Source organism: Acidovorax sp. Q11 (assembly GCF_054950075.1).
This window is the reverse complement of sequence record NZ_JBUDZG010000015.1, coordinates 80,288-102,534: the sequence shown is the minus strand read 5'-3', so window position 1 is coordinate 102,534 and position 22,247 is coordinate 80,288. Positions and strand designations below refer to the sequence as shown.

Below are 22,247 nucleotides of genomic sequence, written 5' to 3'. Positions count from 1 at the left end.
TCCAATGGGGCGGCGCTGCCGCCCCGGGGGTTGTTACCCATTCAACTCGTCAGCCCGCGCTTGCGCAGCTGCAAAGTCCAGGTCGCCGCTGTAGATGGCACGGCCGCAGATCACGCCTTCGACGCCCTCGCCTTCCACCGCACACAGCTGCTCGATGTCGGCCATGTTCGACAGGCCACCCGAGGCAATCACGGGGATGCTCAAAGCCTGGGCCAGCTTCACCGTGGCGTCGATGTTGATGCCCGAAAGCATGCCGTCGCGGCCGATGTCGGTGTAGATGATGGATTCAACGCCCCAGTCCTCGAACTTCTTGGCCAGGTCCACCACTTCGTGGCCGGTGAGCTTGCTCCAGCCATCGGTGGCGACCTTGCCGTCCTTGGCATCCAGGCCCACGATGATGTGGCCACCAAAGGCGCTGCACGCGTCCTTGAGGAAACCGGGGTTCTTCACGGCCGCCGTGCCGATGATCACGTAGCGCAGGCCACCGTCGATGTATTTTTCGATGGTGTCCAGGTCGCGGATGCCGCCGCCCAGCTGCACGGGAATGTCATCGCCCACCTCTTTGAGGATGGACTTGATCGCGCCGTAGTTCTTGGGCACGCCCGCGAAGGCGCCATTGAGGTCCACCAGGTGCAGGCGGCGTGCGCCTGCGTCCACCCACTTGCGCGCCATGGCGGCGGGGTCTTCGCCAAAGGTGGTGGATTGGTCCATATCGCCTTGCTTGAGGCGTACGCAGTGGCCGTCTTTGAGATCGATGGCGGGGATGAGCAGCATGGTGGTGGGGGTTCAGGGGATCGGCCAAATCTCGGCGCGGCCCGAACGGGATGGTTGAGGAGGAAGGGTGGAGAAAAAGAATCAGGGATTCCAGTGCAGAAAGTTGCGGTACAGGGCCAGGCCATGTTCCGCGCTTTTCTCCGGGTGGAATTGCGTCGCAAAAATATTATCGCGTGCAATGGCCGCAGCGAAAACACCGCCGTAGTCGGCCTGCCCCGCGCAATGGACGGGGTTTTGCGGCACGGCATAGAAGCTGTGCACAAAGTAGAAATAGCTGTTGTCGGGCACACCGGCCCACACGGGGTGCACAGCCCCCCCGTGCTCCATCTGGCGCACCTGGTTCCAGCCCATCTGGGGCACCTTGAAGCGGCTGCCATCGGGCTGGGTGCGGCCGGCCAGGTCGAACTTGAGCACGTCGCCGGGGATCAGGCCCAGGCCGGGGGTATCGCCCTCGGCACTGTGGTCCAGCAGCATCTGCATGCCCACACACACACCGAACAGGGGCTTGGTGGCAGCGGCTTCAAGCACCGATTCCTGCAGGCCGGATTCGCGCAGCTCGCGCATGCAGTCGGGCATCGCACCCTGGCCGGGCAGCACCACGCGTGCTGCGGCGCGCACGTCTTCGGGGCGCTGGGTGACCAGCACCGTCCAGCCCGTCCCCTGGGCGGCGGCCTGGACGGCCTGCGACACCGAGCGCAGGTTGCCCATGCCGTAGTCCACGACCACCACTGTTTTTGCTTCCATATTCATAGCTACTGGCGCTTACCCATCAGGCGCAGAGGCCCGATTTGATTCATAAAAATCACAAAGAACCCTTGGTGGACGGGATGACACCGGCCGAGCGCGGGTCGCGCTCCAGCGCCGCGCGCAGCGTGCGCCCGAACGCCTTGAAGATGGTTTCGCACTGGTGGTGGGCGTTGAAGCCCTTGAGGTTGTCGATGTGCAGCGTGACGCCCGCGTGGTTCACGAAGCCCTGGAAGAACTCGTACACCAGCTGCGTATCGAGCTGACCGATGCTGCCCGCCGTGAACTTCACATCGATGTGCAGCCCGGGGCGGCCCGAGAAATCGACCACCACGCGCGACAGCGCTTCGTCGAGCGGCACATAGGCGTGGCCGTAGCGGCGGATGCCCTTCTTGTCGCCCACGGCGCGCGCAAACGCCTGGCCCAGCGTGATGCCCACGTCTTCCACGGTGTGGTGGCCGTCAATGTGCAGGTCGCCTTCGCAGTCGACGTCGAGGTCGATCAGCCCGTGGCGGGCAATCTGGTCGAGCATGTGGTCGAAGAAGCCGATGCCGGTGTGCAGCTTGGCCTGGCCCGTGCCATCGAGGTTGATGCGCACGCGGATGCGCGTCTCGGCGGTGTTGCGGCTGACCTCGGCGATGCGGTCGGCCAGGGGGTCGGTGGTCGTGGAGGGGACGAGTGCGGAGGAAGTCATAGGGAGGCTTGCAGGGCGGCCAGCATCTGCGCGTTGTCGGAGGCGGCGCCCACCGTCAGGCGCAGGCAGTTGGCCAGCAATGGGTGCATTGTAGAAACGTTCTTGACGAGGACCTTGCGGTTTTTCATGCCGTCATAGGCCCGGGCGGAATCCGCCACGCGGATGAGGATCATGTTGGCCTCGCTGTCCCAGCATTTTTCGATGCCGGGCATCTGGCGCAGGGCCGCCAGCACCTTGGTGCGCTCGGCACGGATCTCGGCAGCCTGCGCGGCAAACACGTCGGCATGCTCCAGAGCGAACAGCGCAGCCTCGCAGTTGAGCACGCTCACGTTGTAGGGCGGGCGCACCTTGTCGATCTCGCTCACAAAGGCAGCGGGGCCGATGAGGTAGCCCAGGCGCACGCCCGCCAGGCCGAACTTGCTGAGCGTGCGCATCAGCAGCACGTGGGCATTGCGCGCGGGCTCGGCCCGCATGCGGTCGATGAAGGTGCGGCTGGCAAACGGCTGGTAAGCCTCGTCCATGACCACGATGCCGCCCTGCGCACCCGCGGCGTCGATGATGCGCTGCACCGCCCCCTCGTCCCACAGCGTGGCCGTGGGGTTGTTGGGGTAGGCGATGTAGGTGATGGCCGGGCGGTGCTGGGCGATGGCGGCCAGCATGGCGGGCTCGTCCAGCTCGAAGTCGGGCGTGAGCGGCACGCCGACAAAGTCCAGGCCCTGCAGCTGCGCGGACAGCGGGTACATCACAAAACCCGGCATGGGCGCGAGCATGGTGGCGCGCTGGCCCGTGCCGGGTTGGGCGCAGGCCAGGGCCAGCAGGGTGATGAGTTCGTCCGACCCGTTGCCCAGCACCACGCCGTAGCCCTCGGGCATGCCAGCATATTTGGCGAGGGCAGCCTTGAGGTCCAGCAGGCGGTCGCCGGGATAGCGGTTGAGCGCGACCGCGCCCAGGCGCTGGCCCAGCGCGGCCTGCAGATGCGCGGGCAGGCGGAACGGGTTCTCCATCGCGTCCATCTTGAGCATGCCGGTGGAGGGCTGCACGCCGTAAGCGTGCATGGCGCGCACGTCGGGGCGGATGCGGGCCAGGGCTTGAAGCGGGGAAGATGGAGCGGCGTTGGTCATTCGGCGGTGTCCAGTTCGTTGGGGGTGGTGAGAAACGGGTTGATGGGGCACACGGCGTCCAGCGGCTCGCCATGCGGCAGCGCCTCGGTCAGCAGGTAGCGGCAGCCTTGCTGGTGGGCGGACGAAAGGATGAGCGCATCCCAGTAGCCCAGGCGGTAACGGTCCTGCAGATCCCAGGCGCCGTCCACCGTATAGGAGTCGAGGTGTGGCGGCAGCCACACGCGCAGGCGGCGCACCTGGGCACGCACCTGCTGCAGCACCTGGGGGCCCTCAAAGCGCTGGATCGCCTGGTTGTAGAGCTCGTTGAGCACCTGCGAGCTGATACGGCCGCTGCGCGTCTGCCAGCAAAAGCTGATCCATTCGCGCGCCCGCGCCTGGCGCCCGGCATCGCGGTCGTCCACGCTGGCCAGCAGGATTTCGGTGTCAACAAAGATGGGGACGGTGCTCATGCGTTGTCAGCTTGCGGGTCAGCGCAGGAACAAGGTCTCGCGCGGCACATAAGGCCCGCTGGATGCACCCCAGCTCTCGAAGCCCAGCGCCTCGCGCATGGCCTGCGCATAAGCGTCTTCCTGGCGCATTTTTTCGGCCAGCCATTCACCGAGCAGGCGGGACACGCTGCTGCCGCGTTTGGCGGCTTCCACGCGCACCCATTCGGCAACGGTGTCGTCCATGGTCACGGTGACGTTTTTCATGGGGCCATATTACACGAATTTCGTGCCACACGAACTTCGTGTTTATTTTTCCACCTTGATCAGGCAGCCTGCCGTTGGCCCTGCAGCATGCGGGTGGCCATATCGCCCACGGTGCGCAACGCCTCCAGGTGCGCGGGCGACCAGTCGCCGCCCACGCCGATGCGCAAGCAGTTGCGAAATCGCCCGCTTGCGCTGAATACCGTGCCGGGTGCAATCAGGATCTGCTGTGCCAAGCAGGCCTCGTGCAGTTGCACCGAATCCAGCGCACGCGGCAGCTCCAGCCACAGCAGCAAGCCGCCCGGCGGGTCGCTCACACGCGTGCCCTGCGGAAAACGGGCGGCGACAACGTGCCGTACTTCGTCCATGCGCGCCGCCACGGCCGTACGCAGCTGGCGCATTGCCGCCGCATGGCCCGCCTGGGTGATGAGGTCGGCCAGCGCCAGCTCCAGGACGGCCGACTGCCCGCCCGCCTGCAGGTCCTTGATGCCTCGGACCTTGTCAGCCCAGCGCCCCGCCTCCAGCCAGCCCAGGCGCAGCCCCGGCGCAAGTGTCTTGGAGAACGAGTCGCACAGCATCACATGGCCCGTGGTGTCATACGACTTGACGGTGCGGCGCATGTCATCGACCTCCACAAGGTCGTTGTAGATCGCATCCTCGATGACCGCCATGCCATGCCGCGCCGCCATCTGCACCAGACGCTTGCGCTCGGCCTGCGGCATGCAGCTACCCAACGGGTTGCTGAGCGTCGGCACCACCATCAAGGCCTTGACAGGTTGTGTCTCCAGCGCAAGCTGCAGCGCATCGAGCGAAAGGCCATTGCGCGGGTGGGTGGGAATCTCCAGTGCCTTGAGGTGCAGCCCCTGCAGCACCTCCAAAAACGAAAAGTGCGTGGGCGACTCCAGCGCTACCACGTCGCCTGGCTGCGTCACGGCGCGCAGACACAGCGCAATGCTGTCCATGCAGCCCCCGGTGATCACAATGTTCTCGGGGTCCAGACTGCAACCCAGACCCACGGCGTAGCGCGCGATGGCGCGGCGCGCATCTTCGTGCCCCGAAGAGCTGGGATAGGTGCACAGCAGATTGCGATGGCGCTGCGCGGCGCGAACCACGGCGCGGCGCACCCGGTCGGGGTTGAACAGCTCCGGACCAGGAGTGCCACTGCTGTACGACACCATGTTCTCGGGCTGGTTACGCCCCAGGATGCGCTGGCCCAGCCAATCCACCGACACCTCGCGCGGGCGACGCATGGAGCGCGGCGTGCTGGGCTCAGGCAAGCTCACAGGCCGAGCCGCCACAAAAAAACCCGAGCGCGGGCGGGCTGTGATAAGGCGCGCATCCTCCAACCAGTGGTAGGCCTGCACCACCGTGGTCTGCGCCACGCCGTGCTGGCGTGCCAGCTCGCGCACCGACGGCAGCTTTTCGCCACGCGCCAACGTGCCGTTGCGGATCAGCTGCGCCAATTGCTCGGCGATCTGGAGATAGAGCGGAAGAGCGTCATCGGTGGCCATGGCTGCATTTTGTACTGGCAGCCAGACAAATAGCCAGTACAGAGCAGATGCAGCCCATACAGTACAGATGGCCAATACAGCCAGTCTGTACTGGACCAGGTCCTGCATGCCTGTCCGTGGCGCCGCGCGCGCCCTGGCAGCACAGTGAAGGCATGAACACGCTGCACACCCCCACCCCGCCGTCGCCCACGCTGCCCACCCAGCCTGCGGCGCCCCTCACCCTGCAATGGAAGCGCCAGCCGCTGCCGCCACTGCAGGCCGTCCAGGTGCTGGACTTCCGTGCGGGCGAAATCGCCCTGCTCGAAGTCGAACAAGGCCGTGTCTGGGTGACCTGCGACGGCCTGCTGGAGGATTATTTTCTGGAGGCCGGGCAGCGCCTGTCGTTCACCGGCCCGGTACGGCTGCGCGTGAGCGCCGAAGGCAGCCGCCCTGCGCAGCTGAGCTGGGCGAAACACCGGGCGGTGGAGGGAGCAACGTACCCACCCGCTGCCGCAGTCACTGCGCCACCAAGGGCCTCTGTGGTGCCCACGCCCGCACCGAGCACCCCGCCCCGGGGCGCGATCAGCGCGGCTTGACGGGCGTGGTCAGCCGCATCTCTGCGGCTTGCGCGTGGGCCTGCAGGCCCTCGCCATAGGCCAGCTCGGCGGCGATCGTGCCCAGCACCTGGGCACCCGCCTCGCTCACCTCGATGAGGCTGCTGCGCTTCTGGAAGTCGTACACACCCAATGGCGACGAAAAGCGTGCCGTGCCGCTGGTGGGCAGCACGTGGTTGGGGCCCGCACAGTAGTCACCCAGGCTTTCGGAGGTGTAGGCCCCCAAAAAAATCGCACCCGCGTGGCGCAGCAGCGGCTCCCAGCGGTGCGGGTCGGTGCTGCTCACTTCCAGATGCTCGGGTGCGATGCGGTTGCTGATGGCGCAGGCTTCCTCCATGTCCCTGGTGAGGATCAGCGCGCCCCGGCCCGTGAGGCTCTTGGCGATGATCTCGGCGCGCGGCATGGTGGGCAGCAGGCGGTCGATCTCGCGCTGCACGGCATCGAGGTAGGCGGCGTCGGGGCACAGCAGGATGCTCTGGGCCAGCTCGTCGTGTTCGGCCTGGCTGAACAGGTCCATCGCCACCCAGTCGGGCGGCGTGCTGCCGTCAGCCAGCACCAGGATTTCGCTGGGGCCAGCGATCATGTCGATGCCCACCGTGCCGAACACGCGCTTCTTGGCGCTGGCCACGTAGGCGTTGCCGGGGCCGGTGATCTTGTCCACCTTGGGCACGGTGGCCGTGCCGTAGGCCAGCGCCGCCACGGCCTGGGCGCCGCCGATGGTGAAGGCGCGCGTGACGCCCGCCACGTAGGCGGCTGCCAGCACCAGCTCGTTGCGTTCACCTCTTGTCGAGGTGCCCTCGCCCGTTCCGCCCGTCGCCACGCTGCCGCGCACGGGCGTGGGCACAACCATGATGATTTCCTGCACGCCCGCCACATGGGCCGGGATGGCGTTCATCAGCAGGCTCGACGGGTAGGCAGCCTTGCCACCGGGCACGTAGATGCCCACGCGGTCCAGCGGCGTGACCTTCTGGCCCAGCAAGGTGCCGTCTTCGTCGCGGTAGCTCCAGCTCTCGCCCGAGGCTTTCTTTTGCGCCTCGTGGTAGCTGCGCACGCGCTTGGCAGCGGCCTGCAGCGCGTCGCGCTGGGCCTGCGGAATGGCGTCGAAAGCGGCCTTGAAGTCGGCCTGGGTCAGCTCCAGCGCGGCCATGTTCGGTGCCGAGAGGCCGTCGAAGCGGGCGGTGTATTCCAGCACCGCCGCATCGCCGCGCTTTTGCACATCGGCCAGGATGTCGGCCACGCGCTGCTCGATGGCCGCGTCGGCGTCGGCAGACCAATGCAGGCGGGCTGCAAAATCAGCCTCAAAAGTGGCCGCAGAGGTGGACAGACGGGCGGGAGCAGCTACCAAAGTCATAGTTTCAGTCGGTGGGATAGGTCAGTTTTTTTCAGCCGGAATGGCGGAGGCAAACGCATCAATGATGCGGCGCAGCGGCGCCTGCTTGAGCTTGAGCGCGGCCTGGTTGACCACGAGATACGAGCTGATGTCCATGATGCGCTCAACCTCGACCAGGTGGTTGGCCTTGAGCGTGTTGCCGGTGGAGACCAGGTCCACGATGGCATCGGCCAGGCCCGTCAAAGGCGCCAGCTCCATGCTGCCGTAGAGCTTGACCATGTCCACGTGCACGCCCTTGGTCGCGAAAAAGTCGCGGGCGATGCTGGTGTATTTGGTGGCCACCTTCAGGCGTGCGCCCTGCTTGACAGCGCGCTCGTAGTCGAAGTCATTGCGCACGGCTACGCTCACGCGGCACTTGGCGATCTGCAAATCCAGCGGCTGGTACAGGCCCTGGCCGCCGTGTTCGATGAGGGTGTCTTTGCCCGTCACGCCGATGTCAGCACCGCCGTATTCCACGTAGGTGGGCACGTCGGTGGCGCGCACCAGCACCACGCGCACGTTGGGCTGGTTGGTGGGCAGGATGAGCTTGCGCGACTTTTCGGGGTCTTCCAGTACCTCGATGCCTGCGGCGGCCAGAAGCGGCAGGGTTTCGTCGAAGATGCGGCCCTTGGAGAGTGCCAGGGTAATCATGCTCATGCTTTTACTCGCTCGATGTCGGCGCCGATGCCGCGCAGTTTGGCTTCCATGCAGTCGTAGCCGCGGTCCAGGTGGTAGATGCGGTCCACCACGGTTTCGCCGTCGGCCACCAGGCCGGCGATGACGAGGCTGGCCGATGCACGCAGGTCGGTGGCCATCACGGTGGCGCCGGACAGGCGTGGCACGCCTTCGATCACAGCCACCTTGCCATCCACCTGGATTTTGGCGCCCAGGCGCACCAGCTCGTTGACGTGCATGAAACGGTTTTCAAAAATCGTCTCGGTCACCGTGGCCGTGCCCTGCGCAATGCAGTTGAGCGCCATGAACTGAGCCTGCATGTCGGTGGGGAAACCGGGGTACTCCGTGGTGCGAAAGCCCTGGGCCTTGAGCGTGGCGCCGCCCCGGCTCTTCACGTGAATGCCACCCTCCACCGCCTGCACGTCGGCACCGGCTTCACGCAGCTTCTCAATGACGGCGTCGAGGTGGTCGGCGCGGCCATGGCGCAGCACCACATCACCGCCGGTGGCGGCCACGGCGCACAAGAAGGTACCGGCTTCGATGCGGTCGGCCACCACGCGGTGGGTGCAGCCGTGCAGCTTGTCCACGCCCTGGATACGGATGCGGCTGGTGCCGTGGCCTTCGATTTGGGCGCCCATGGCGATCAGCATCTCGGCCAGATCGGAAATCTCAGGCTCTTGCGCAGCGTTTTCGAGCACCGTCTCGCCCTCGGCCAAGGCTGCGGCCATGAGGAAGTTTTCGGTACCCGTCACCGTCACCATGTCGGTGGTGATGCGCGCCCCCTTCAGGCGCTTCCAGCCAGCGGGCAGCTTGGCGATCATGTAGCCGTGTTCGACCACGATCTCGGCGCCCATGGCGGCCAGGCCCTTGATGTGCTGGTCCACCGGGCGGGAGCCAATGGCGCAACCACCGGGCAGCGACACCGTGGCCTCGCCAAAGCGGGCCAGCAGCGGGCCCAGCGCCAGCACCGATGCACGCATGGTCTTGACCAGCTCGTACGGCGCCTCGGGCGTGTTGAGCGCACTGGCGTCGATGCGCACCGTGCCGTCGTCAGCGCGCTCTGCAGTCACGCCCATGTTGCGGATGAGCTTGAGCATGGTGCTCACATCCTGCAGCTGGGGCACGTTGAGCAGGGTCACGGGCTCGGCCGTGAGCAAGGCGGCACACAACTCCGGCAAGGCGGCGTTCTTGGCGCCGGATACCAGCACCTCGCCCTGCAAGGTGCGTCCGCCACGAATCAGGAGTTTGTCCATGTCAAGTAACCAGAATATGAATAAAAATCGGCTCTACCGCGCGTCCATCATGCGCTGGTAGCTATCAATAAATGAGCAAAAGACCTGGCACTTTGTGTTTACTGCGCCTGCGCCGCCCACTCGGCGGGGGTGAAGGTCTTCATCGACAGCGCATGCACTTCGTCGGTGTGCATTTTCGCCCCCAGCGTGGCGTACACACGCTGGTGACGCTGGATGGCGCGCTTGCCCTCGAACTCGGCCGAGACGATGGTGGCGTACCAGTGGCGGCCATCGCCTTCGAGCGTGATGTGTTCGCAGGCCAGGCCAGCGGTGATGATGTCTTTGAGTTGGTCAGCGGTCATGTCAATTCCGAATCTTGTAGCCTGTGCGCAGCAGGTGCACAGCCAGGGCGCTCACAGCCAGCCAGGCGATGCCCACGATGCCCAGACTGAGCCAGGGCGAGGTGTCGCTCTGGCCAAAGAAGCCGTAGCGGAAACCGTCGATCATGTAGAAGAACGGGTTGAGGTGGCTCACGGCCTGCCAGAACGGCGGCAGCGACTGGATCGAATAGAACACGCCCGACAGGAAGGTCATGGGCACGATGATGAAGTTCTGGAACGCGGCCATCTGGTCGAACTTGTCGGCCCAGAGCCCCGCGATCAGCCCCAGCGTGGCCAGCAGCGCCGCGCCCAGCAAGGCAAACACCAAAATCCACAGCGGCGCTGCAAATTCGGGCCGCGCAAACGCCAGCGTGACGATGAACACCCCCAGGCCCACCACCAACCCACGCACCACGGACGAGCCTACATAGGCCACAAACCAGGCCCAGTGCGACAGCGGCGTGAGCAGCACAAACACGAGGCTGCCCATGATCTTGCTCTGGATCAGGCTCGACGAGCTGTTGGCAAAGGCGTTCTGCAGCACGCTCATCATCACGAGGCCGGGCACCAGGAAGGCGGTATAGCTGATGCGGTCGTAGACCTTCACATGGTCTTCGAGCACATGACCGAAGATCAACAGGTACAGCACGGCAGTGAGCACGGGAGCCGCGACGGTCTGGAAGCTGACCTTCCAGAAGCGCAACACCTCTTTGTAGAACAGAGTCTGCCAGCCGGTCATCGCTGTGCCCCCACGCTCGGCACTGCCGTGTCCTCGCTGCCCCCCAAGGGGGCCGCGCCTTGCTTGGGGCGGCCCGGCGCGGCGGCGGACGCCACCCCTTCCAGCGGGATGTTGGAAGCCGACGTGCCGGACATCACCTGCAAGAACACATCCTCCAGATCAGGCCTGCGAATCTCCATGTCCTGCACCTCGACCCCGGCCACGCGCAACGCGGCCAGGTGGTTTTCAATCTCTGCCGCGTCGTGGGCGGGCAGCTGGACGATACGACCGGTGACCCGCGCCACTGCAGCCAGCGAAGGCGGCAGGGCCGTGTCGGTCTTGAACTGCAGCACGCTGCCCGAGGCGGCCTTGAGCAACTCGCTGGTGCGGTTGAGCGCCACCACCTGCCCGGCCTTGAGCATGGCAATGCGGCCACACAGGGCTTCAGCTTCTTCCAGGTAGTGGGTGGTGAGCAGCACGGTGTGCCCTTCCTTGTTCAGGCGGGCGATGAAGTGCCACAGGGTCTGGCGCAGCTCCACGTCCACGCCCGCCGTGGGCTCGTCGAGCACGATGATGGGCGGCTTGTGCACCAGCGCCTGCGCCACCAGAACACGGCGCTTCATGCCGCCGGACAGTTGGCGCATGTTGGCATTGGCCTTGTCGGTCAGGCCGAGGTTCTCCAGCAGCTCGTCGATCCAGGCGTCGTTGTTCTTCACGCCGAAGTAGCCCGACTGGATGCGCAGCGCCTCGCGCACGTTGAAGAAGGGGTCGAACACCAGCTCTTGCGGCACGATGCCCAGCTTGCGGCGGGCATCGGCATACTGCGCCTGCACATCGCTGCCCTGCACCAGCACGCGGCCGCTGCTGGCACGCGCCAGGCCGGCAAGGATGCTGATCAGGGTGGTTTTACCGGCCCCGTTGGGGCCGAGGAGCCCGAAGAACTCGCCCTCCTCAATGTCCAGGTTGACCTGGTTCAGTGCCTGAAAAGGGCCTTTGGGCGTGGCAAAGGTCTTGGAGATGGCTTGGAAGGAGACTGCGGGCATGAAGCCGTCGATTTTACGGCCTTGCCTTGAACCGCGTTGGTGAGGGGGCGGGCGGTGGCTTTTGCCACACCGGGAGCCGGAGAATGCGGGAGAGGCTGAACCCTGAACCTGCTTCAGGACACCGGCGTGAGCAAGGTGCCCACACCATACAGGCCCGCCATGCCGCGCAGCGCCGTGGGCAGGCCTTGCACGGCAAAGGTCTTGCCCACCGACAGCGCCTCGCGCCGACATTCCAGCAGCACCGCCAACGCCGAGCTGTCAAACACCGTCATGGCGCTCGCGTCCACCACCACGCCGCTTTCGCGGTGCACCCGCAGGCCTTGCAGCAGCATCTGCAGGCAGGCCGTGGCCTGGCGGTGGGTGAGTTCGTGGGGCAGTACGAGCATGGCGGATTCGGTCACACCGTTTCAACCCTTGGCGGTGGTGTTGGCCTTGTTGCGCGCTACCAGAGTCTCGATCAGGCCGTCGATGCCCTTGGCGTTGATCTCTTGCGCGAACTGGCCCCGGTAGGTCTCGACCAGCCACACGCCCAGCACGTTCAGGTTGTAGATCTTCCAGCCTGCGCCGTCGCCGGGGGTCTTTTCGAGCCGGTAGTCGAGCTGGATGGGGTCGCCCCGGCCCACGATTTCGGTGCGCACCAGCACGTCCTTGTCTTCGGCCGCCGCACGCAGGGGCTTGACCTGGATGGTCTGGTCGTTGACCTGGGCCAGTGCACCGGCGTAGGTGCGCACCAGCAGGATCTTGAACTCTTCCTGCAGGCGTTTTTGCTGCTCGGGCGTGGCCTGGCGCCAGCCGGGGCCCACGGCCGCAGCCGTCATGCGGCGGAAGTTGACGTTAGGCATGACGGTCTTGTCCACCAGCGCGATCACCTTGGACAGATCGCCGCCCTGGATGGCCTTGTCGGCCTTGACGGTGGAGAGCACATCGGCAGACAGGCGCTTGATCAGCGCGTCAGGCGCTTCGTCAGCTGCCAGCGCGGGCACAGACAGGCCCAGCGAAAGCGCCATCCCGGCAGCAAGAGTCAGGGCGCTGCGGCCCAGGGTACGTCGGTTCATCATGTTCTTGGCTTTCATCAGCGCGGGCTGATGCCCGTCAAATCATTGTGGAGGCCTGGGTGCGCCCGCATGCTTCGCTGAGGTTGCGGATTGCAAGCAAGTGCAACAGGCACCGACCGTCTGTCGGAACACCCGGCGGGGTCGTTCAGCGCGGCGGCTCTTCGGGCAGCACGCCGTCGTTGCCATTGGCCTCGCTCTTATCGTCGCCATTGAACGGCGTGCCTGCCTGCTGGCTGCGCACCTGCAGGAACACATCGCGTGTGAAGCTGTATTTGTCCAGCGCCGCACTGTCGAGCACCGAGCTGGCACGCAGCAGGTTGGCCCGCGTGTCCACAACGCGCAGCGCGTAGAGCGAATTACGTGCCGAGACCGGATCCACATAACTCACCACATTGCCCTTCATGTCCACCGGCAAGGCCAAGGTGTCACGCACTGTGGAAGGCCCCAGGATGGGCAACACGAGGTACGGACCAGTGCCCATGCCCCAGTAGCCCAGCGTCAGGCCGAAATCCTGCTTGTAGCGGTCGATACCCAGCTCGCTGGCAATGTCCAGCACACCGCCAATGCCCATGAGGGTGTTCACATTCACCCGCATGAAGGTGGAGGCGGCGGCTTCGCCACGCAGCTGCAGCACGTTGTTCACGAACGACCACACATCGCCCAGGTTCGCAAAGAAGTTGCTCACCCCGGTGCGCACGGGCGCGGGCGTGACCTCCTTGTAGGCAATCGCCACCGGCTTGAGCACCATCGCATCCACATGCTCATTGAAGTTGGTCATGCTGCGGTTGTAGGACTCCAGCGGGTCACGCGGGTCGGGGTTGGCCACTGTGGCGCAGCCCGTCAGCAGCGCAGCGCCGAGCAAAAGCCCCAGGCAGGTCATCAGGCGCGCCGCCAAAGCCCCGCGTGCTGCGTGGGGGGGCGGGTTTGTATCGTGAGAGTTCGTCATTTTTTGCCACCTGTCCCAGCAGGTTTGCTGCCGTCTTCGGCCTTGCTGTAAAGAAATTGTCCGATGAGGTTTTCCAGCACCACGGCCGACTGGGTCGCCGTGACCATGTCGCCCGCCACCAGGTTTTTCTCGTCCGCACCGGCCTCGATGCCGATGTACTGCTCACCCAGCAGGCCGCTGGTAAGAATCTTGAGCGAGCTGTCCTTGGGGAAAGCGTAGCGGTTTTCCATCGCCAGCGTCACCCGCGCTTGGTAGGTCTTGTCATCAAAGGTAATAGCCTGTACCCGCCCCACCACCACACCGGCGCTGCGCACCGCCGCCTGGGGCTTGAGGCCGCCAATGTTGTCGAAGCGCGCCGTGATCTGGTAGCCCGGCTGGAAGTTCAGGGTCAGCAGGTTGGCCGACTGCAGCGCCAGAAACACCAGCGCCACCGTGCCCAGCATCACAAAGAGCCCCACCCAGAAATCGTTTTTGGAACGTTGCATTGTCTTGGATTCCTTCCCGCGCCAGCTTTGCCAGCGTCAGATACTGAACATCAGGGCCGTGAGCACGAAGTCCAGCGCCAGCACCGCCAGCGACGCCATGACCACCGTGCGCGTGGTGGCCCGCGACACGCCTTCGGGCGTGGGCTTGGCCACAAAGCCTTGTAAAAGTGCCACAAAGGTCACGGTGAAGCCGAAGACCACACTTTTGAGCACGCCGTTGCCCAGGTCTTTCCAGACATCCACCCCGCCCTGCATCTGGCTCCAGAAGGCCCCGGGGTCGATGCCGATCATGAGCACGCCCACCACCCAGCCGCCAATGATGCCCACGGCGCTGAACACCGCCGCCAGCAGCGGCATGGTGATCACCCCGGCCCAGAAGCGCGGCGCCAGGATGCGCTGCACCGGGTCCACGGCCATCATTTCCATGGCGCTCAATTGCTCGCCCGCGCGCATCAGCCCGATTTCGGCCGTGAGCGAAGTGCCCGCGCGGCCCGCAAACAGCAGCGCCGTGACCACAGGCCCCAGCTCGCGCACCAGGCTCAACGCCACCAGCAGGCCCAGGGCCTCCGAAGACCCGTAGCGCTGCAGCGTGTAGTAGCCCTGCAGCCCCAGCACAAAACCCACAAACAGGCCCGAGACCGCAATGATGGCCAGCGAGTAATTGCCCAGAAAATGGATCTGGTCGCGCACCAGCCCGGGGCGAACAAAGGTCGCCCCCGCCAGCCGCAGCAGCCGGAAAAACAGGCGCGCACCCAGGCCGATGTCCGCCAGTTGCTGGCGCACGGCAAAACCGACATCCGAGGGCTTATACCAACTCATGATCTGCGCCCTCCCTCCGGTCCAAAATCCTGGGCTGGGTCTGGCGACGGGTAGTGGAACGGCACAGGCCCCGCAGGCAGGGCATTTACAAACTGGTGCACCAGCGGGTCGCGGCTGGCGCGCACCTCATTGGGCGTGCCCTGGGCCGCCACCACGCCCTCACCCAGGATGATCACGTGGTCTGCAAGCCGGAAGGTTTCCTCCAGATCGTGCGAGACGATGATGCTGGTCAGGCCCATGGCGTCATTGAGCTGGCGGATCAACTGTGCCGCCGTGCCCAGCGAGATGGGGTCCAGACCCGCAAAGGGCTCGTCATACATGACCAGCTCCGGGTCCAGCACGATCGCGCGGGCCAGAGCCACGCGGCGGGCCATGCCGCCCGAGATCTGACTGGGCGCCAGGTCGCGCGCGCCACGCAGGCCCACGGCATGCAGCTTCATCAGCACCACGTCGCGGATCAGGGCTTCGGACAGGTCGGTGTGCTCGCGCAACGGAAAGGCCACGTTCTCGAACACGCTGAGGTCGGTGAACAGCGCCCCGAACTGGAACAGCATGCCCATGCGCCGACGCGCCGCATACAGCGTCGCCACATCCATGCGCCCCACATCCTGGCCATCAAACAGCACCTGGCCGCTCTGGGCCTTCTGCTGGCCACCGATCAGGCGCAGCACCGTGGTCTTGCCGCCACCCGATGCACCCATGAGTGCCGTGACCTTGCCGCGCGGCACCGTCAGGCTGACGTCGCGCAGGATGGCGCGATCACCGTAGGAGAAGGTGACGTTGCGCAATTCGGCGAGGAAAGACGGCTCTTGCATGCAAGGAAAAGGGTTGTGAAAATCCTGGACCTGCCCACGCAGCACCCGACGCGCCCCACAGTGAAACGAGCCGCGATGGTAGCCGAAGACACAAACATACATTCACGCATGTTTGTAAAAATTGGCACGGGGCGCGGAGGGCCGCAGCGGCCCCAAGACAGAGGCAACCCCGGATTGACAGGACTCCCGATTGTGCCAACAAAGCACATGAGCAGCGGGCCCCATGGTTTTACCCCGGAACTCACAGGTTGACCCCGTCGCAAAAAGCCCCAAAAAAACGGCGCCCGCAGGCGCCGCTTTTGCTTGAACCCATCCGCCGGTGATCAGCGGGGCAGGTCCGAGTAGCCCATGAGGAATTCGTCCACCGCGCGGGCGGCCTGGCGGCCTTCGCGAATGGCCCAGACCACCAGCGACTGGCCCCGGCGAATGTCGCCAGCGGCAAACACCTTGGGCACGTTGGTGGCATAGCCGCCATCGAACTCGGTGGTGGCGCGGGCGTTGCCACGGGCATCCTTGTCCACGCCAAAGGCGTCGAGCACGGCGGCCACAGGGCTCACAAAACCCATGGCCAGCAGCACCAGGTCGGCCTGGTAGTGCTTTTCGGTACCTGGGACTTCGACCAGCTTGCCGTCCTTGAACTCCACCTGCACGGTCGTCAGGCTCTTGACCTTGCCCTTTTCACCCGTGAACTCCTTGGTGGAGATCGCGAACTCACGCACACAACCTTCGTCGTGGCTGGAGCTGGTGCGCAGCTTGAGCGGCCAGTAAGGCCAGGTGAGGGGGCGGTTTTCCACCTCGGGGGGCTGGGGCATCACCTCGAACTGGGTCACGCTGGCCGCGCCATGGCGGTTGCTGGTGCCTACGCAGTCGCTGCCGGTATCGCCGCCACCGATCACGATGACATGCTTGCCCGTGGCCAGGATCTGGCCCTTGAGCTTGTCGCCTGCATTGACCTTGTTCTGCTGGGGCAGGAACTCCATGGCGAAGTGAATGCCATCGAGATCGCGGCCGGGCACGGGCAGGTCGCGCGACTGCTCGGCGCCACCGGTCAGCAGCACGGCATCGAACTCCTTGTTCAGCTGCTCGGGCGTGATGGTTTCCTTGGCCCAGTTGGTGACCTTGGAGTCCTTGCCCAGGCCATCCTTGGCTGCGCCCACAAACACGCTGGTGCGGATGACCACGCCTTCTGCTTCGAGCTGCTTGACGCGGCGGTCGATGTGCGACTTCTCCATCTTGAAGTCAGGAATGCCGTAACGCAGCAGGCCGCCCACGCGATCGTTCTTTTCAAACAACGTGACGCTGTGGCCAGCGCGTGCGAGTTGCTGGGCGGCGGCCATGCCGGCCGGTCCGGAGCCGACCACGGCGACCTTCTTGCCCGTCTGGTGCTTGGCGGGGCGGGGCTTGACCCAGCCCTCTTCCCAGGCGCGGTCGATGATCGCGTGTTCGATGGACTTGATGCCCACGGCGTCGTCGTTCACGTTGAGCACGCAGGCCGCCTCGCAGGGGGCGGGGCAGATGCGGCCGGTGAACTCGGGGAAGTTGTTGGTGCTATGCAGCACCTCGATCGCGCTCTTCCAGTCCTGGTGATAAACCAGGTCGTTGAAGTCCGGAATGATGTTGTTCACCGGGCAGCCGTTGTTGCAGAACGGCGTGCCGCAGTCCATGCAGCGCGCGCCTTGCACCTTGGCCTGGGCGCTGTCGAGCCCGATGACAAATTCCTTGTAGTGCTTCAAGCGCTCGGGCACGGGCTTGTAGCCCTCTTCGATGCGCTCGTATTCCATGAAGCCGGTAGTTTTTCCCATGACGGTGTCCTTGTCTATGAATGCTGTGCGAAGGTCTGTGGCGGGGCCTTACTTGGCCGGCGCCGCTTCCTTTTTGGGAGCAGCTACCGCAGGTGTAGCGGACTCTTCCAGCACTTTTCGTTCATAAATTTCGGCCAGCGCACGCTTGTACTCGGTCGGGAAGACCTTGACGAACTTGCCGCGCGATGCCGCCCAGTTGTCCAGCAGTTCGCGCGCGCGCTTGCTGCCCGTCCAGCGGTTGTGGTCTTCCAGCAGCTTCTTGAGCTGGGCCTCGTCGGTCTGGCCGTTGTGCCAGATTGAACGCGGCACCGTGGCCTCCTGCTCAGAGGCTGGCAGGATGCGCTCCAGCGTGACCATGGACATGTTGCAGCGCGTGTCGAACTGGCCGTCTTCGTCATAGACGTAGGCGACGCCGCCGCTCATGCCCGCCGCAAAGTTGCGGCCAGTCTTGCCCAGCACCAGCACGGTGCCACCGGTCATGTACTCACAACCGTGGTCGCCAGTGCCCTCCACCACCGCCGTGGCGCCCGACAGGCGCACGGCAAAGCGTTCGCCCGCCACACCACTGAAGAAGGCCTCGCCCGTGGTGGCGCCGTACATCACCGTGTTGCCCACGATGGTGTTGCGCACAGCGTCGCCACGGAAATCAATGCTGGGGCGCACCACCACACGGCCGCCCGACAGGCCCTTGCCCGTGTAGTCGTTGGCGTCGCCGATCAGGTACAGCGTGATGCCGCGCGTGAGGAACGCACCGAACGACTGGCCACCCGTGCCTTCCAGCTGGATGCGGATGGTGTCGTCTGGCAGGCCTTCGGGATGGGCGCGTGTCACGGCCCCCGAGAGCATGGCGCCCACGGAGCGGTTGACGTTGCGCGCCACTTCGATGAACTGCACGCGCTCGCCCTTGTCGATGGCAGGGCGGCTGCGTTCGATGAGCTTGCGGTCCAGCGTGCTCTCGATGTTGTGGTCTTGCACGTCCACGTGGAAACGCGGTACGTCGGCAGGCACATTGGGCTGTGCGAACAGGCGGCTGAAATCCAGGCCGCGCGCCTTCCAGTGCGAGAGGCCAGCGCGCATGTCGAGCAGGTCGGAGCGGCCGATCAGGTCATCGAACTTCTTGATACCGAGCTGGGCCATGATCTGGCGCACTTCTTCGGCGATGAAGAAGAAGTAGTTCACCACGTGTTCGGGCTTGCCCGAGAACTTCTTGCGCAGCTCAGGGTCTTGCGTGGCCACACCCACCGGGCAGGTGTTCAGGTGGCACTTGCGCATCATGATGCAGCCCTCGACCACCAGCGGAGCGGTGGCGAAGCCAAATTCATCCGCCCCCAGCAGCGCGCCGATGGCAACGTCACGGCCGGTCTTCATCTGGCCATCGGCCTGCACGCGTACGCGGCCACGCAGGCGGTTGAGCACCAGGGTCTGCTGGGTTTCGGCCAGGCCGATCTCCCACGGGCCGCCCGCGTGCTTGATGGACGACCAGGGCGATGCGCCCGTGCCGCCGTCGTGCCCGGCGATCACAAGGTGGTCGCTCTTGCACTTGGTGACGCCTGCGGCGATGGTGCCCACGCCCACCTCAGACACCAGCTTGGTGCTGATGCTGGCATGTGGTGCCACGTTCTTCAGATCGTGGATCAGCTGGGCCAAATCCTCGATGGAGTAGATGTCGTGGTGTGGCGGGGGCGAGATCAGGCCCACGCCCGGCACGCTGTGGCGCAGCTTGCCAATGTAGTTGGACACCTTGCCGCCGGGCAGCTGACCGCCTTCGCCGGGCTTGGCGCCCTGGGCCATCTTGATCTGGATCTGGTCGGCCGACGACAGGTACTCGGCCGTGACGCCGAAGCGGCCCGACGCGACCTGCTTGATGCGGCTGCGCAGCGAGTCGCCGTCCAAGAGCGGCAGGTCCACCTCAACGTTGGCCGCGCCGATCACGCTCTTCAAGGTATCGCCCTTCTTGATCGGGATGCCCTTGAGTTCGTTGCGGTAACGCGCCGCGTCTTCACCACCTTCGCCAGTGTTGCTCTTGCCGCCGATGCGGTTCATGGCCACGGCCAGCGTGGCATGCGCCTCGGTGGAGATGGAGCCCAGCGACATCGCGCCGGTGGCGAAGCGCTTGACGATTTCCTTGGCAGGCTCGACCTCATCGATGGAGATGGCCTTGGAGGGGTCGATCTTGAACTCGAACAGGCCACGCAACGTGAGGTGGCGCTTGCTCTGGTCGTTGATGATCTGGGCGTATTCCTTGTACGTGTTCCAGTTGTTGGCGCGCGTGCTGTGCTGCAGCTTGGCAATCGCGTCAGGCGTCCACATGTGGTCTTCGCCCCGGGCGCGCCAGGCGTATTCGCCGCCGGCATCCAGCATGGTTTCCAGCACAGGGTCGTCACCAAACGCGGCCTTGTGCATGCGGATGGCTTCTTCGGCGATTTCAAACACGCCGATGCCCTCCACGCGGCTGGCGGTGCCGGTGAAATATTTGCCCACGGTTTCCGTGTTCAGGCCGATGGCCTCGAACAGCTGGGCGCCGCAGTAGCTCATGTAGGTGCTCACGCCCATCTTGGACATGATCTTGGACAGGCCCTTGCCGATCGCCTTCACGTAGTTGTAGATGGCCTTGTCGGCAGACAGGTCGCCGCCCAGGTCCTTGTGCATATCGGCCAGGGTTTCCATGGCCAGGTAGGGGTGCACGGCCTCGGCGCCGTAACCCGCCAGCACGGCGAAGTGGTGCACTTCGCGGGCGGTGCCCGTTTCGACCACGAGGCCCGCCGTGGTGCGCATGCCAGCGCCCACCAGGTGCTGGTGGATGGCCGACAGCGCCAGCAGCGCGGGAATGGCCACTTGCGTAGCGCTCACGGCGCGGTCGCTGATGATGAGGATGTTGGCACCGCCCTTGATGGCGTCCACAGCCTGCGCGCACAGCGACGCCAGCTTGGCTTCCACGCCCTCACGGCCCCAGCTCAGCGGGTAGGTGATGTCGATGGTGGCGCTCTTGAACTTGCCTTGGGTGTACTTCTCGATGTCGCGCAGCTTGGCCATGTCGGCAAAGTCGAGCACTGGTTGGCTCACTTCGAGCCGCATCGGTGGGTTGACCTGGTTGATGTCCAGCAGGTTGGGCTTGGGGCCGATGAAGCTGTTGAGCGACATCACGATGGCCTCGCGGATCGGATCGATCGGCGGGTTCGTCACCTGGGCGAACAGCTGCTTGAAGTAGTTGTACAGCGGCTTGTTCTTGCCCGAGAGCACGGCCAGCGGGCTGTCATTGCCCATGGAGCCGATGCCTTCTTCGCCGTTCTTGGCCATGGGCGCCATCAGGAACTTGATGTCTTCCTGGGTGTAGCCAAAAGCTTGCTGGCGGTCCAGCAGGGGCAGGTCAGCAACCTGGGGCGCAGCAGCCTGGGCACCAGCTTCGATGCTGTCGAGCTTGATGCGCAGGTTCTCGATCCACTGCTTGTAGGGCTTGGTGTTGACGATGTTGGCTTTCAGCTCGTCGTCGTCGATCATGCGGCCTTGTTCCAGGTCGATCAGGAACATCTTGCCGGGCTGCAGGCGCCACTTGCGCACAATCTTGTTCTCGGGGATGGGCAGCACGCCCGACTCCGAGCCCATGATGACCAGGTCGTCATCGGTGATGCAGTAGCGCGAAGGGCGCAGGCCGTTGCGGTCCAGCGTGGCGCCGATCTGGCGGCCATCGGTGAACACGATGGAAGCGGGGCCGTCCCAGGGCTCAAGCATGGCAGCGTGGTATTCATAGAAGGCGCGGCGGCGCTCGTCCATGGTGGTGTGCTGTTCCCACGGCTCGGGGATCATCATCATCACGGCCTGGCTGATGGGGTAGCCGGCCATGGTCAGCAGTTCGAGGCAGTTGTCGAACGTGGCGGTATCGGACTGGTCGGCAAAGCTGATGGGGTACAGCTTTTGCAGGTCGGCCGCGAGCACGGGCGAGGCCATCACGCCTTCGCGCGCCTTCATCCAGTTGTAGTTGCCCTTGACGGTGTTGATTTCACCGTTGTGCGCCACATAGCGGTACGGGTGGGCCAGCGGCCACTCGGGGAAGGTGTTGGTGGAGAAGCGCTGGTGCACCAGGCCGATGGCCGAGACGCAGCGCTCGTCGGACAAGTCCTTGTAGTACACGCCCACCTGGTCGGCCAGCAGCAGGCCCTTGTAGACCACGGTGCGGCTGGACATGGACGGAACGTAGTATTCCTTGCTGTGCTTGAGCTTGAGCGCCTGGATGTTAGCGCTGGCCGTCTTGCGGATCACGTACAGCTTGCGCTCCAGCGCGTCCTGCACGATCACGTCGTTGCCACGGCCGATGAACACCTGGCGCAGGATGGGCTCCTTCTTGCGCACGGTGGGCGACATGGGCATGTCCACATTCACCGGCACATCGCGCCAGCCCAGCAGCACCTGGCCTTCGGCCTTGATGGCGCGCTCCATCTCCTGCTCACAGGCCAGGCGGGAGGCATGCTCCTTGGGCAGGAAGATCATGCCCACGCCGTATTCACCGGCGGCGGGCAGCGTGATGCCTTGCTTGGCCATCTCTTCGCGGTACAGCGCGTCGGGGATCTGGATCAGGATGCCCGCGCCGTCGCCCATCAGGGGGTCAGCCCCCACGGCACCACGGTGGTCGATGTTTTCCAGGATCTTCAGGGCCTGCGTCACGATGTCGTGGCGCTTCACACCCTTGATATGGGCCACAAACCCGAGGCCGCAGGCGTCGTGTTCGTTACCCGATGAATACAAACCGTGTTGTTGCAGATGCTGGATCTCGGCAGCCGTGGTCAT

Annotated in this window: 22 protein-coding genes; 1 reads left to right on the top strand and 21 read right to left on the bottom strand. The window is 65.0% G+C overall.

Features of this window, described 5'->3' with window-relative positions:
• Nucleotides 1–33: 33 nt before the first annotated feature.
• The 7 genes from hisA to ACYZGB_RS13670 form a co-directional block, all read right to left on the bottom strand.
• Nucleotides 34–774, bottom strand: coding sequence for a 1-(5-phosphoribosyl)-5-[(5-phosphoribosylamino)methylideneamino]imidazole-4-carboxamide isomerase (hisA, locus tag ACYZGB_RS13700; protein ID WP_462388963.1), 741 nt, complete (start codon nucleotides 772–774; stop codon nucleotides 34–36).
• 81 nt (nucleotides 775–855) lie between these two features.
• Nucleotides 856–1,524, bottom strand: a complete 669-nt coding sequence (hisH, locus tag ACYZGB_RS13695) for an imidazole glycerol phosphate synthase subunit HisH (RefSeq protein ID WP_462388961.1) — start codon at nucleotides 1,522–1,524, stop codon at nucleotides 856–858.
• A gap of 52 nt (nucleotides 1,525–1,576) precedes the next feature.
• Nucleotides 1,577–2,212: an imidazoleglycerol-phosphate dehydratase HisB gene (hisB, locus tag ACYZGB_RS13690; RefSeq protein WP_462388959.1), complete on the bottom strand. Its 636-nt coding sequence runs from the start codon at nucleotides 2,210–2,212 to the stop codon at nucleotides 1,577–1,579.
• Nucleotides 2,209–3,333, bottom strand: a complete 1,125-nt coding sequence (hisC, locus tag ACYZGB_RS13685) for a histidinol-phosphate transaminase (RefSeq protein WP_462388958.1) — start codon at nucleotides 3,331–3,333, stop codon at nucleotides 2,209–2,211. The genes hisB and hisC overlap by 4 nt, the downstream gene beginning before the upstream one ends.
• Nucleotides 3,330–3,782, bottom strand: coding sequence for a PIN domain-containing protein (locus ACYZGB_RS13680; RefSeq protein WP_462388956.1), 453 nt, complete (start codon nucleotides 3,780–3,782; stop codon nucleotides 3,330–3,332). Before ACYZGB_RS13680 ends, hisC begins: the two co-directional genes overlap by 4 nt.
• An 18-nt stretch (nucleotides 3,783–3,800) precedes the next feature.
• Nucleotides 3,801–4,025: a CopG family transcriptional regulator gene (locus ACYZGB_RS13675; protein WP_291472038.1), complete on the bottom strand. Its 225-nt coding sequence runs from the start codon at nucleotides 4,023–4,025 to the stop codon at nucleotides 3,801–3,803.
• 59 nt (nucleotides 4,026–4,084) lie between these two features.
• Nucleotides 4,085–5,533: an aminotransferase-like domain-containing protein gene (locus ACYZGB_RS13670; RefSeq protein ID WP_462388955.1), complete on the bottom strand. Its 1,449-nt coding sequence runs from the start codon at nucleotides 5,531–5,533 to the stop codon at nucleotides 4,085–4,087.
• A gap of 152 nt (nucleotides 5,534–5,685) precedes the next feature.
• On the opposite strand from ACYZGB_RS13670, the gene ACYZGB_RS13665 reads away from it, so the two are divergent.
• On the top strand, nucleotides 5,686–6,108 hold the full coding sequence (locus tag ACYZGB_RS13665; protein WP_462388953.1) for a DUF2917 domain-containing protein: 423 nt from the start codon (nucleotides 5,686–5,688) through the stop codon (nucleotides 6,106–6,108).
• On the opposite strand, the gene hisD is transcribed toward ACYZGB_RS13665, so the two are convergent.
• From hisD to ACYZGB_RS13595, 14 genes are all read right to left on the bottom strand, one after another.
• A complete protein-coding gene (gene hisD, locus ACYZGB_RS13660) occupies nucleotides 6,095–7,477 on the bottom strand; it encodes a histidinol dehydrogenase (protein ID WP_462388951.1) in 1,383 nt (460 codons plus the stop codon). The genes ACYZGB_RS13665 and hisD overlap by 14 nt on opposite strands.
• A 21-nt stretch (nucleotides 7,478–7,498) precedes the next feature.
• Complete coding sequence (gene hisG / locus ACYZGB_RS13655) at nucleotides 7,499–8,146, bottom strand: ATP phosphoribosyltransferase (RefSeq protein ID WP_462388991.1); 648 nt, start codon at nucleotides 8,144–8,146, stop codon at nucleotides 7,499–7,501.
• 2 nt (nucleotides 8,147–8,148) lie between these two features.
• Nucleotides 8,149–9,423: a UDP-N-acetylglucosamine 1-carboxyvinyltransferase gene (gene murA / locus ACYZGB_RS13650; RefSeq protein ID WP_462388949.1), complete on the bottom strand. Its 1,275-nt coding sequence runs from the start codon at nucleotides 9,421–9,423 to the stop codon at nucleotides 8,149–8,151.
• A 98-nt stretch (nucleotides 9,424–9,521) separates the two neighbouring features.
• Nucleotides 9,522–9,764, bottom strand: coding sequence for a BolA family protein (locus ACYZGB_RS13645; RefSeq protein ID WP_015012677.1), 243 nt, complete (start codon nucleotides 9,762–9,764; stop codon nucleotides 9,522–9,524).
• Between the two features lies 1 nt (nucleotide 9,765).
• On the bottom strand, nucleotides 9,766–10,521 hold the full coding sequence (locus ACYZGB_RS13640; protein WP_462388947.1) for an ABC transporter permease: 756 nt from the start codon (nucleotides 10,519–10,521) through the stop codon (nucleotides 9,766–9,768).
• Nucleotides 10,518–11,543 (bottom strand): ABC transporter ATP-binding protein, encoded by a 1,026-nt coding sequence (locus tag ACYZGB_RS13635; RefSeq protein ID WP_462388945.1) that lies wholly within the window; start codon nucleotides 11,541–11,543, stop codon nucleotides 10,518–10,520. The genes ACYZGB_RS13640 and ACYZGB_RS13635 overlap by 4 nt, the downstream gene beginning before the upstream one ends.
• A 113-nt stretch (nucleotides 11,544–11,656) precedes the next feature.
• Complete coding sequence (locus tag ACYZGB_RS13630; protein ID WP_462388943.1) at nucleotides 11,657–11,929, bottom strand: STAS domain-containing protein; 273 nt, start codon at nucleotides 11,927–11,929, stop codon at nucleotides 11,657–11,659.
• Between the two features lie 21 nt (nucleotides 11,930–11,950).
• Nucleotides 11,951–12,601 carry an MlaC/ttg2D family ABC transporter substrate-binding protein gene (locus ACYZGB_RS13625; protein ID WP_462388990.1) on the bottom strand — a complete coding sequence of 217 codons (651 nt, stop codon included), beginning with the start codon at nucleotides 12,599–12,601 and terminating at the stop codon, nucleotides 11,951–11,953.
• 142 nt (nucleotides 12,602–12,743) lie between these two features.
• Nucleotides 12,744–13,478: an MlaA family lipoprotein gene (locus ACYZGB_RS13620; RefSeq protein ID WP_462388988.1), complete on the bottom strand. Its 735-nt coding sequence runs from the start codon at nucleotides 13,476–13,478 to the stop codon at nucleotides 12,744–12,746.
• A 62-nt stretch (nucleotides 13,479–13,540) separates the two neighbouring features.
• Complete coding sequence (gene mlaD / locus ACYZGB_RS13615; RefSeq protein ID WP_462388942.1) at nucleotides 13,541–14,029, bottom strand: outer membrane lipid asymmetry maintenance protein MlaD; 489 nt, start codon at nucleotides 14,027–14,029, stop codon at nucleotides 13,541–13,543.
• 36 nt (nucleotides 14,030–14,065) lie between these two features.
• Entirely contained in the window at nucleotides 14,066–14,848 is a 783-nt protein-coding gene (gene mlaE, locus ACYZGB_RS13610; protein WP_462388941.1) for a lipid asymmetry maintenance ABC transporter permease subunit MlaE, read from the bottom strand.
• Complete coding sequence (locus ACYZGB_RS13605) at nucleotides 14,845–15,663, bottom strand: ABC transporter ATP-binding protein (RefSeq protein WP_462388940.1); 819 nt, start codon at nucleotides 15,661–15,663, stop codon at nucleotides 14,845–14,847. Before ACYZGB_RS13605 ends, mlaE begins: the two co-directional genes overlap by 4 nt.
• A gap of 323 nt (nucleotides 15,664–15,986) precedes the next feature.
• A complete protein-coding gene (locus tag ACYZGB_RS13600; protein ID WP_462388938.1) occupies nucleotides 15,987–17,465 on the bottom strand; it encodes a glutamate synthase subunit beta in 1,479 nt (492 codons plus the stop codon).
• A 48-nt stretch (nucleotides 17,466–17,513) separates the two neighbouring features.
• Complete coding sequence (locus tag ACYZGB_RS13595) at nucleotides 17,514–22,247, bottom strand: glutamate synthase-related protein (RefSeq protein ID WP_462388936.1); 4,734 nt, start codon at nucleotides 22,245–22,247, stop codon at nucleotides 17,514–17,516.

Bases quoted from the DNA above. Each gene is read 5' to 3' on its own strand.
- ACYZGB_RS13620 (WP_462388988.1), bottom strand. From the start codon at position 13,478: ATGACCTGCCTGGGGCTTTTGCTCGGCGCTGCGCTGCTGACGGGCTGC.
- ACYZGB_RS13625 (WP_462388990.1), bottom strand. From the start codon at position 12,601: ATGATGAACCGACGTACCCTGGGCCGCAGCGCCCTGACTCTTGCTGCC.
- hisD (WP_462388951.1), bottom strand. From the start codon at position 7,477: ATGACTTTGGTAGCTGCTCCCGCCCGTCTGTCCACCTCTGCGGCCACT.
- ACYZGB_RS13645 (WP_015012677.1), bottom strand. From the start codon at position 9,764: ATGACCGCTGACCAACTCAAAGACATCATCACCGCTGGCCTGGCCTGC.
- ACYZGB_RS13640 (WP_462388947.1), bottom strand. From the start codon at position 10,521: ATGACCGGCTGGCAGACTCTGTTCTACAAAGAGGTGTTGCGCTTCTGG.
- murA (WP_462388949.1), bottom strand. From the start codon at position 9,423: ATGGACAAACTCCTGATTCGTGGCGGACGCACCTTGCAGGGCGAGGTG.
- ACYZGB_RS13665 (WP_462388953.1), top strand. From the start codon at position 5,686: ATGAACACGCTGCACACCCCCACCCCGCCGTCGCCCACGCTGCCCACC.
- ACYZGB_RS13605 (WP_462388940.1), bottom strand. From the start codon at position 15,663: ATGCAAGAGCCGTCTTTCCTCGCCGAATTGCGCAACGTCACCTTCTCC.
- mlaE (WP_462388941.1), bottom strand. From the start codon at position 14,848: ATGAGTTGGTATAAGCCCTCGGATGTCGGTTTTGCCGTGCGCCAGCAA.
- hisH (WP_462388961.1), bottom strand. From the start codon at position 1,524: ATGAATATGGAAGCAAAAACAGTGGTGGTCGTGGACTACGGCATGGGC.
- hisB (WP_462388959.1), bottom strand. From the start codon at position 2,212: ATGACTTCCTCCGCACTCGTCCCCTCCACGACCACCGACCCCCTGGCC.
- ACYZGB_RS13630 (WP_462388943.1), bottom strand. From the start codon at position 11,929: ATGCTCGTACTGCCCCACGAACTCACCCACCGCCAGGCCACGGCCTGC.
- ACYZGB_RS13595 (WP_462388936.1), bottom strand. From the start codon at position 22,247: ATGACCACGGCTGCCGAGATCCAGCATCTGCAACAACACGGTTTGTAT.
- ACYZGB_RS13600 (WP_462388938.1), bottom strand. From the start codon at position 17,465: ATGGGAAAAACTACCGGCTTCATGGAATACGAGCGCATCGAAGAGGGC.
- hisC (WP_462388958.1), bottom strand. From the start codon at position 3,333: ATGACCAACGCCGCTCCATCTTCCCCGCTTCAAGCCCTGGCCCGCATC.
- ACYZGB_RS13635 (WP_462388945.1), bottom strand. From the start codon at position 11,543: ATGCCCGCAGTCTCCTTCCAAGCCATCTCCAAGACCTTTGCCACGCCC.
- mlaD (WP_462388942.1), bottom strand. From the start codon at position 14,029: ATGCAACGTTCCAAAAACGATTTCTGGGTGGGGCTCTTTGTGATGCTG.
- ACYZGB_RS13675 (WP_291472038.1), bottom strand. From the start codon at position 4,025: ATGAAAAACGTCACCGTGACCATGGACGACACCGTTGCCGAATGGGTG.
- hisA (WP_462388963.1), bottom strand. From the start codon at position 774: ATGCTGCTCATCCCCGCCATCGATCTCAAAGACGGCCACTGCGTACGC.
- hisG (WP_462388991.1), bottom strand. From the start codon at position 8,146: ATGATTACCCTGGCACTCTCCAAGGGCCGCATCTTCGACGAAACCCTG.
- ACYZGB_RS13670 (WP_462388955.1), bottom strand. From the start codon at position 5,533: ATGGCCACCGATGACGCTCTTCCGCTCTATCTCCAGATCGCCGAGCAA.
- ACYZGB_RS13680 (WP_462388956.1), bottom strand. From the start codon at position 3,782: ATGAGCACCGTCCCCATCTTTGTTGACACCGAAATCCTGCTGGCCAGC.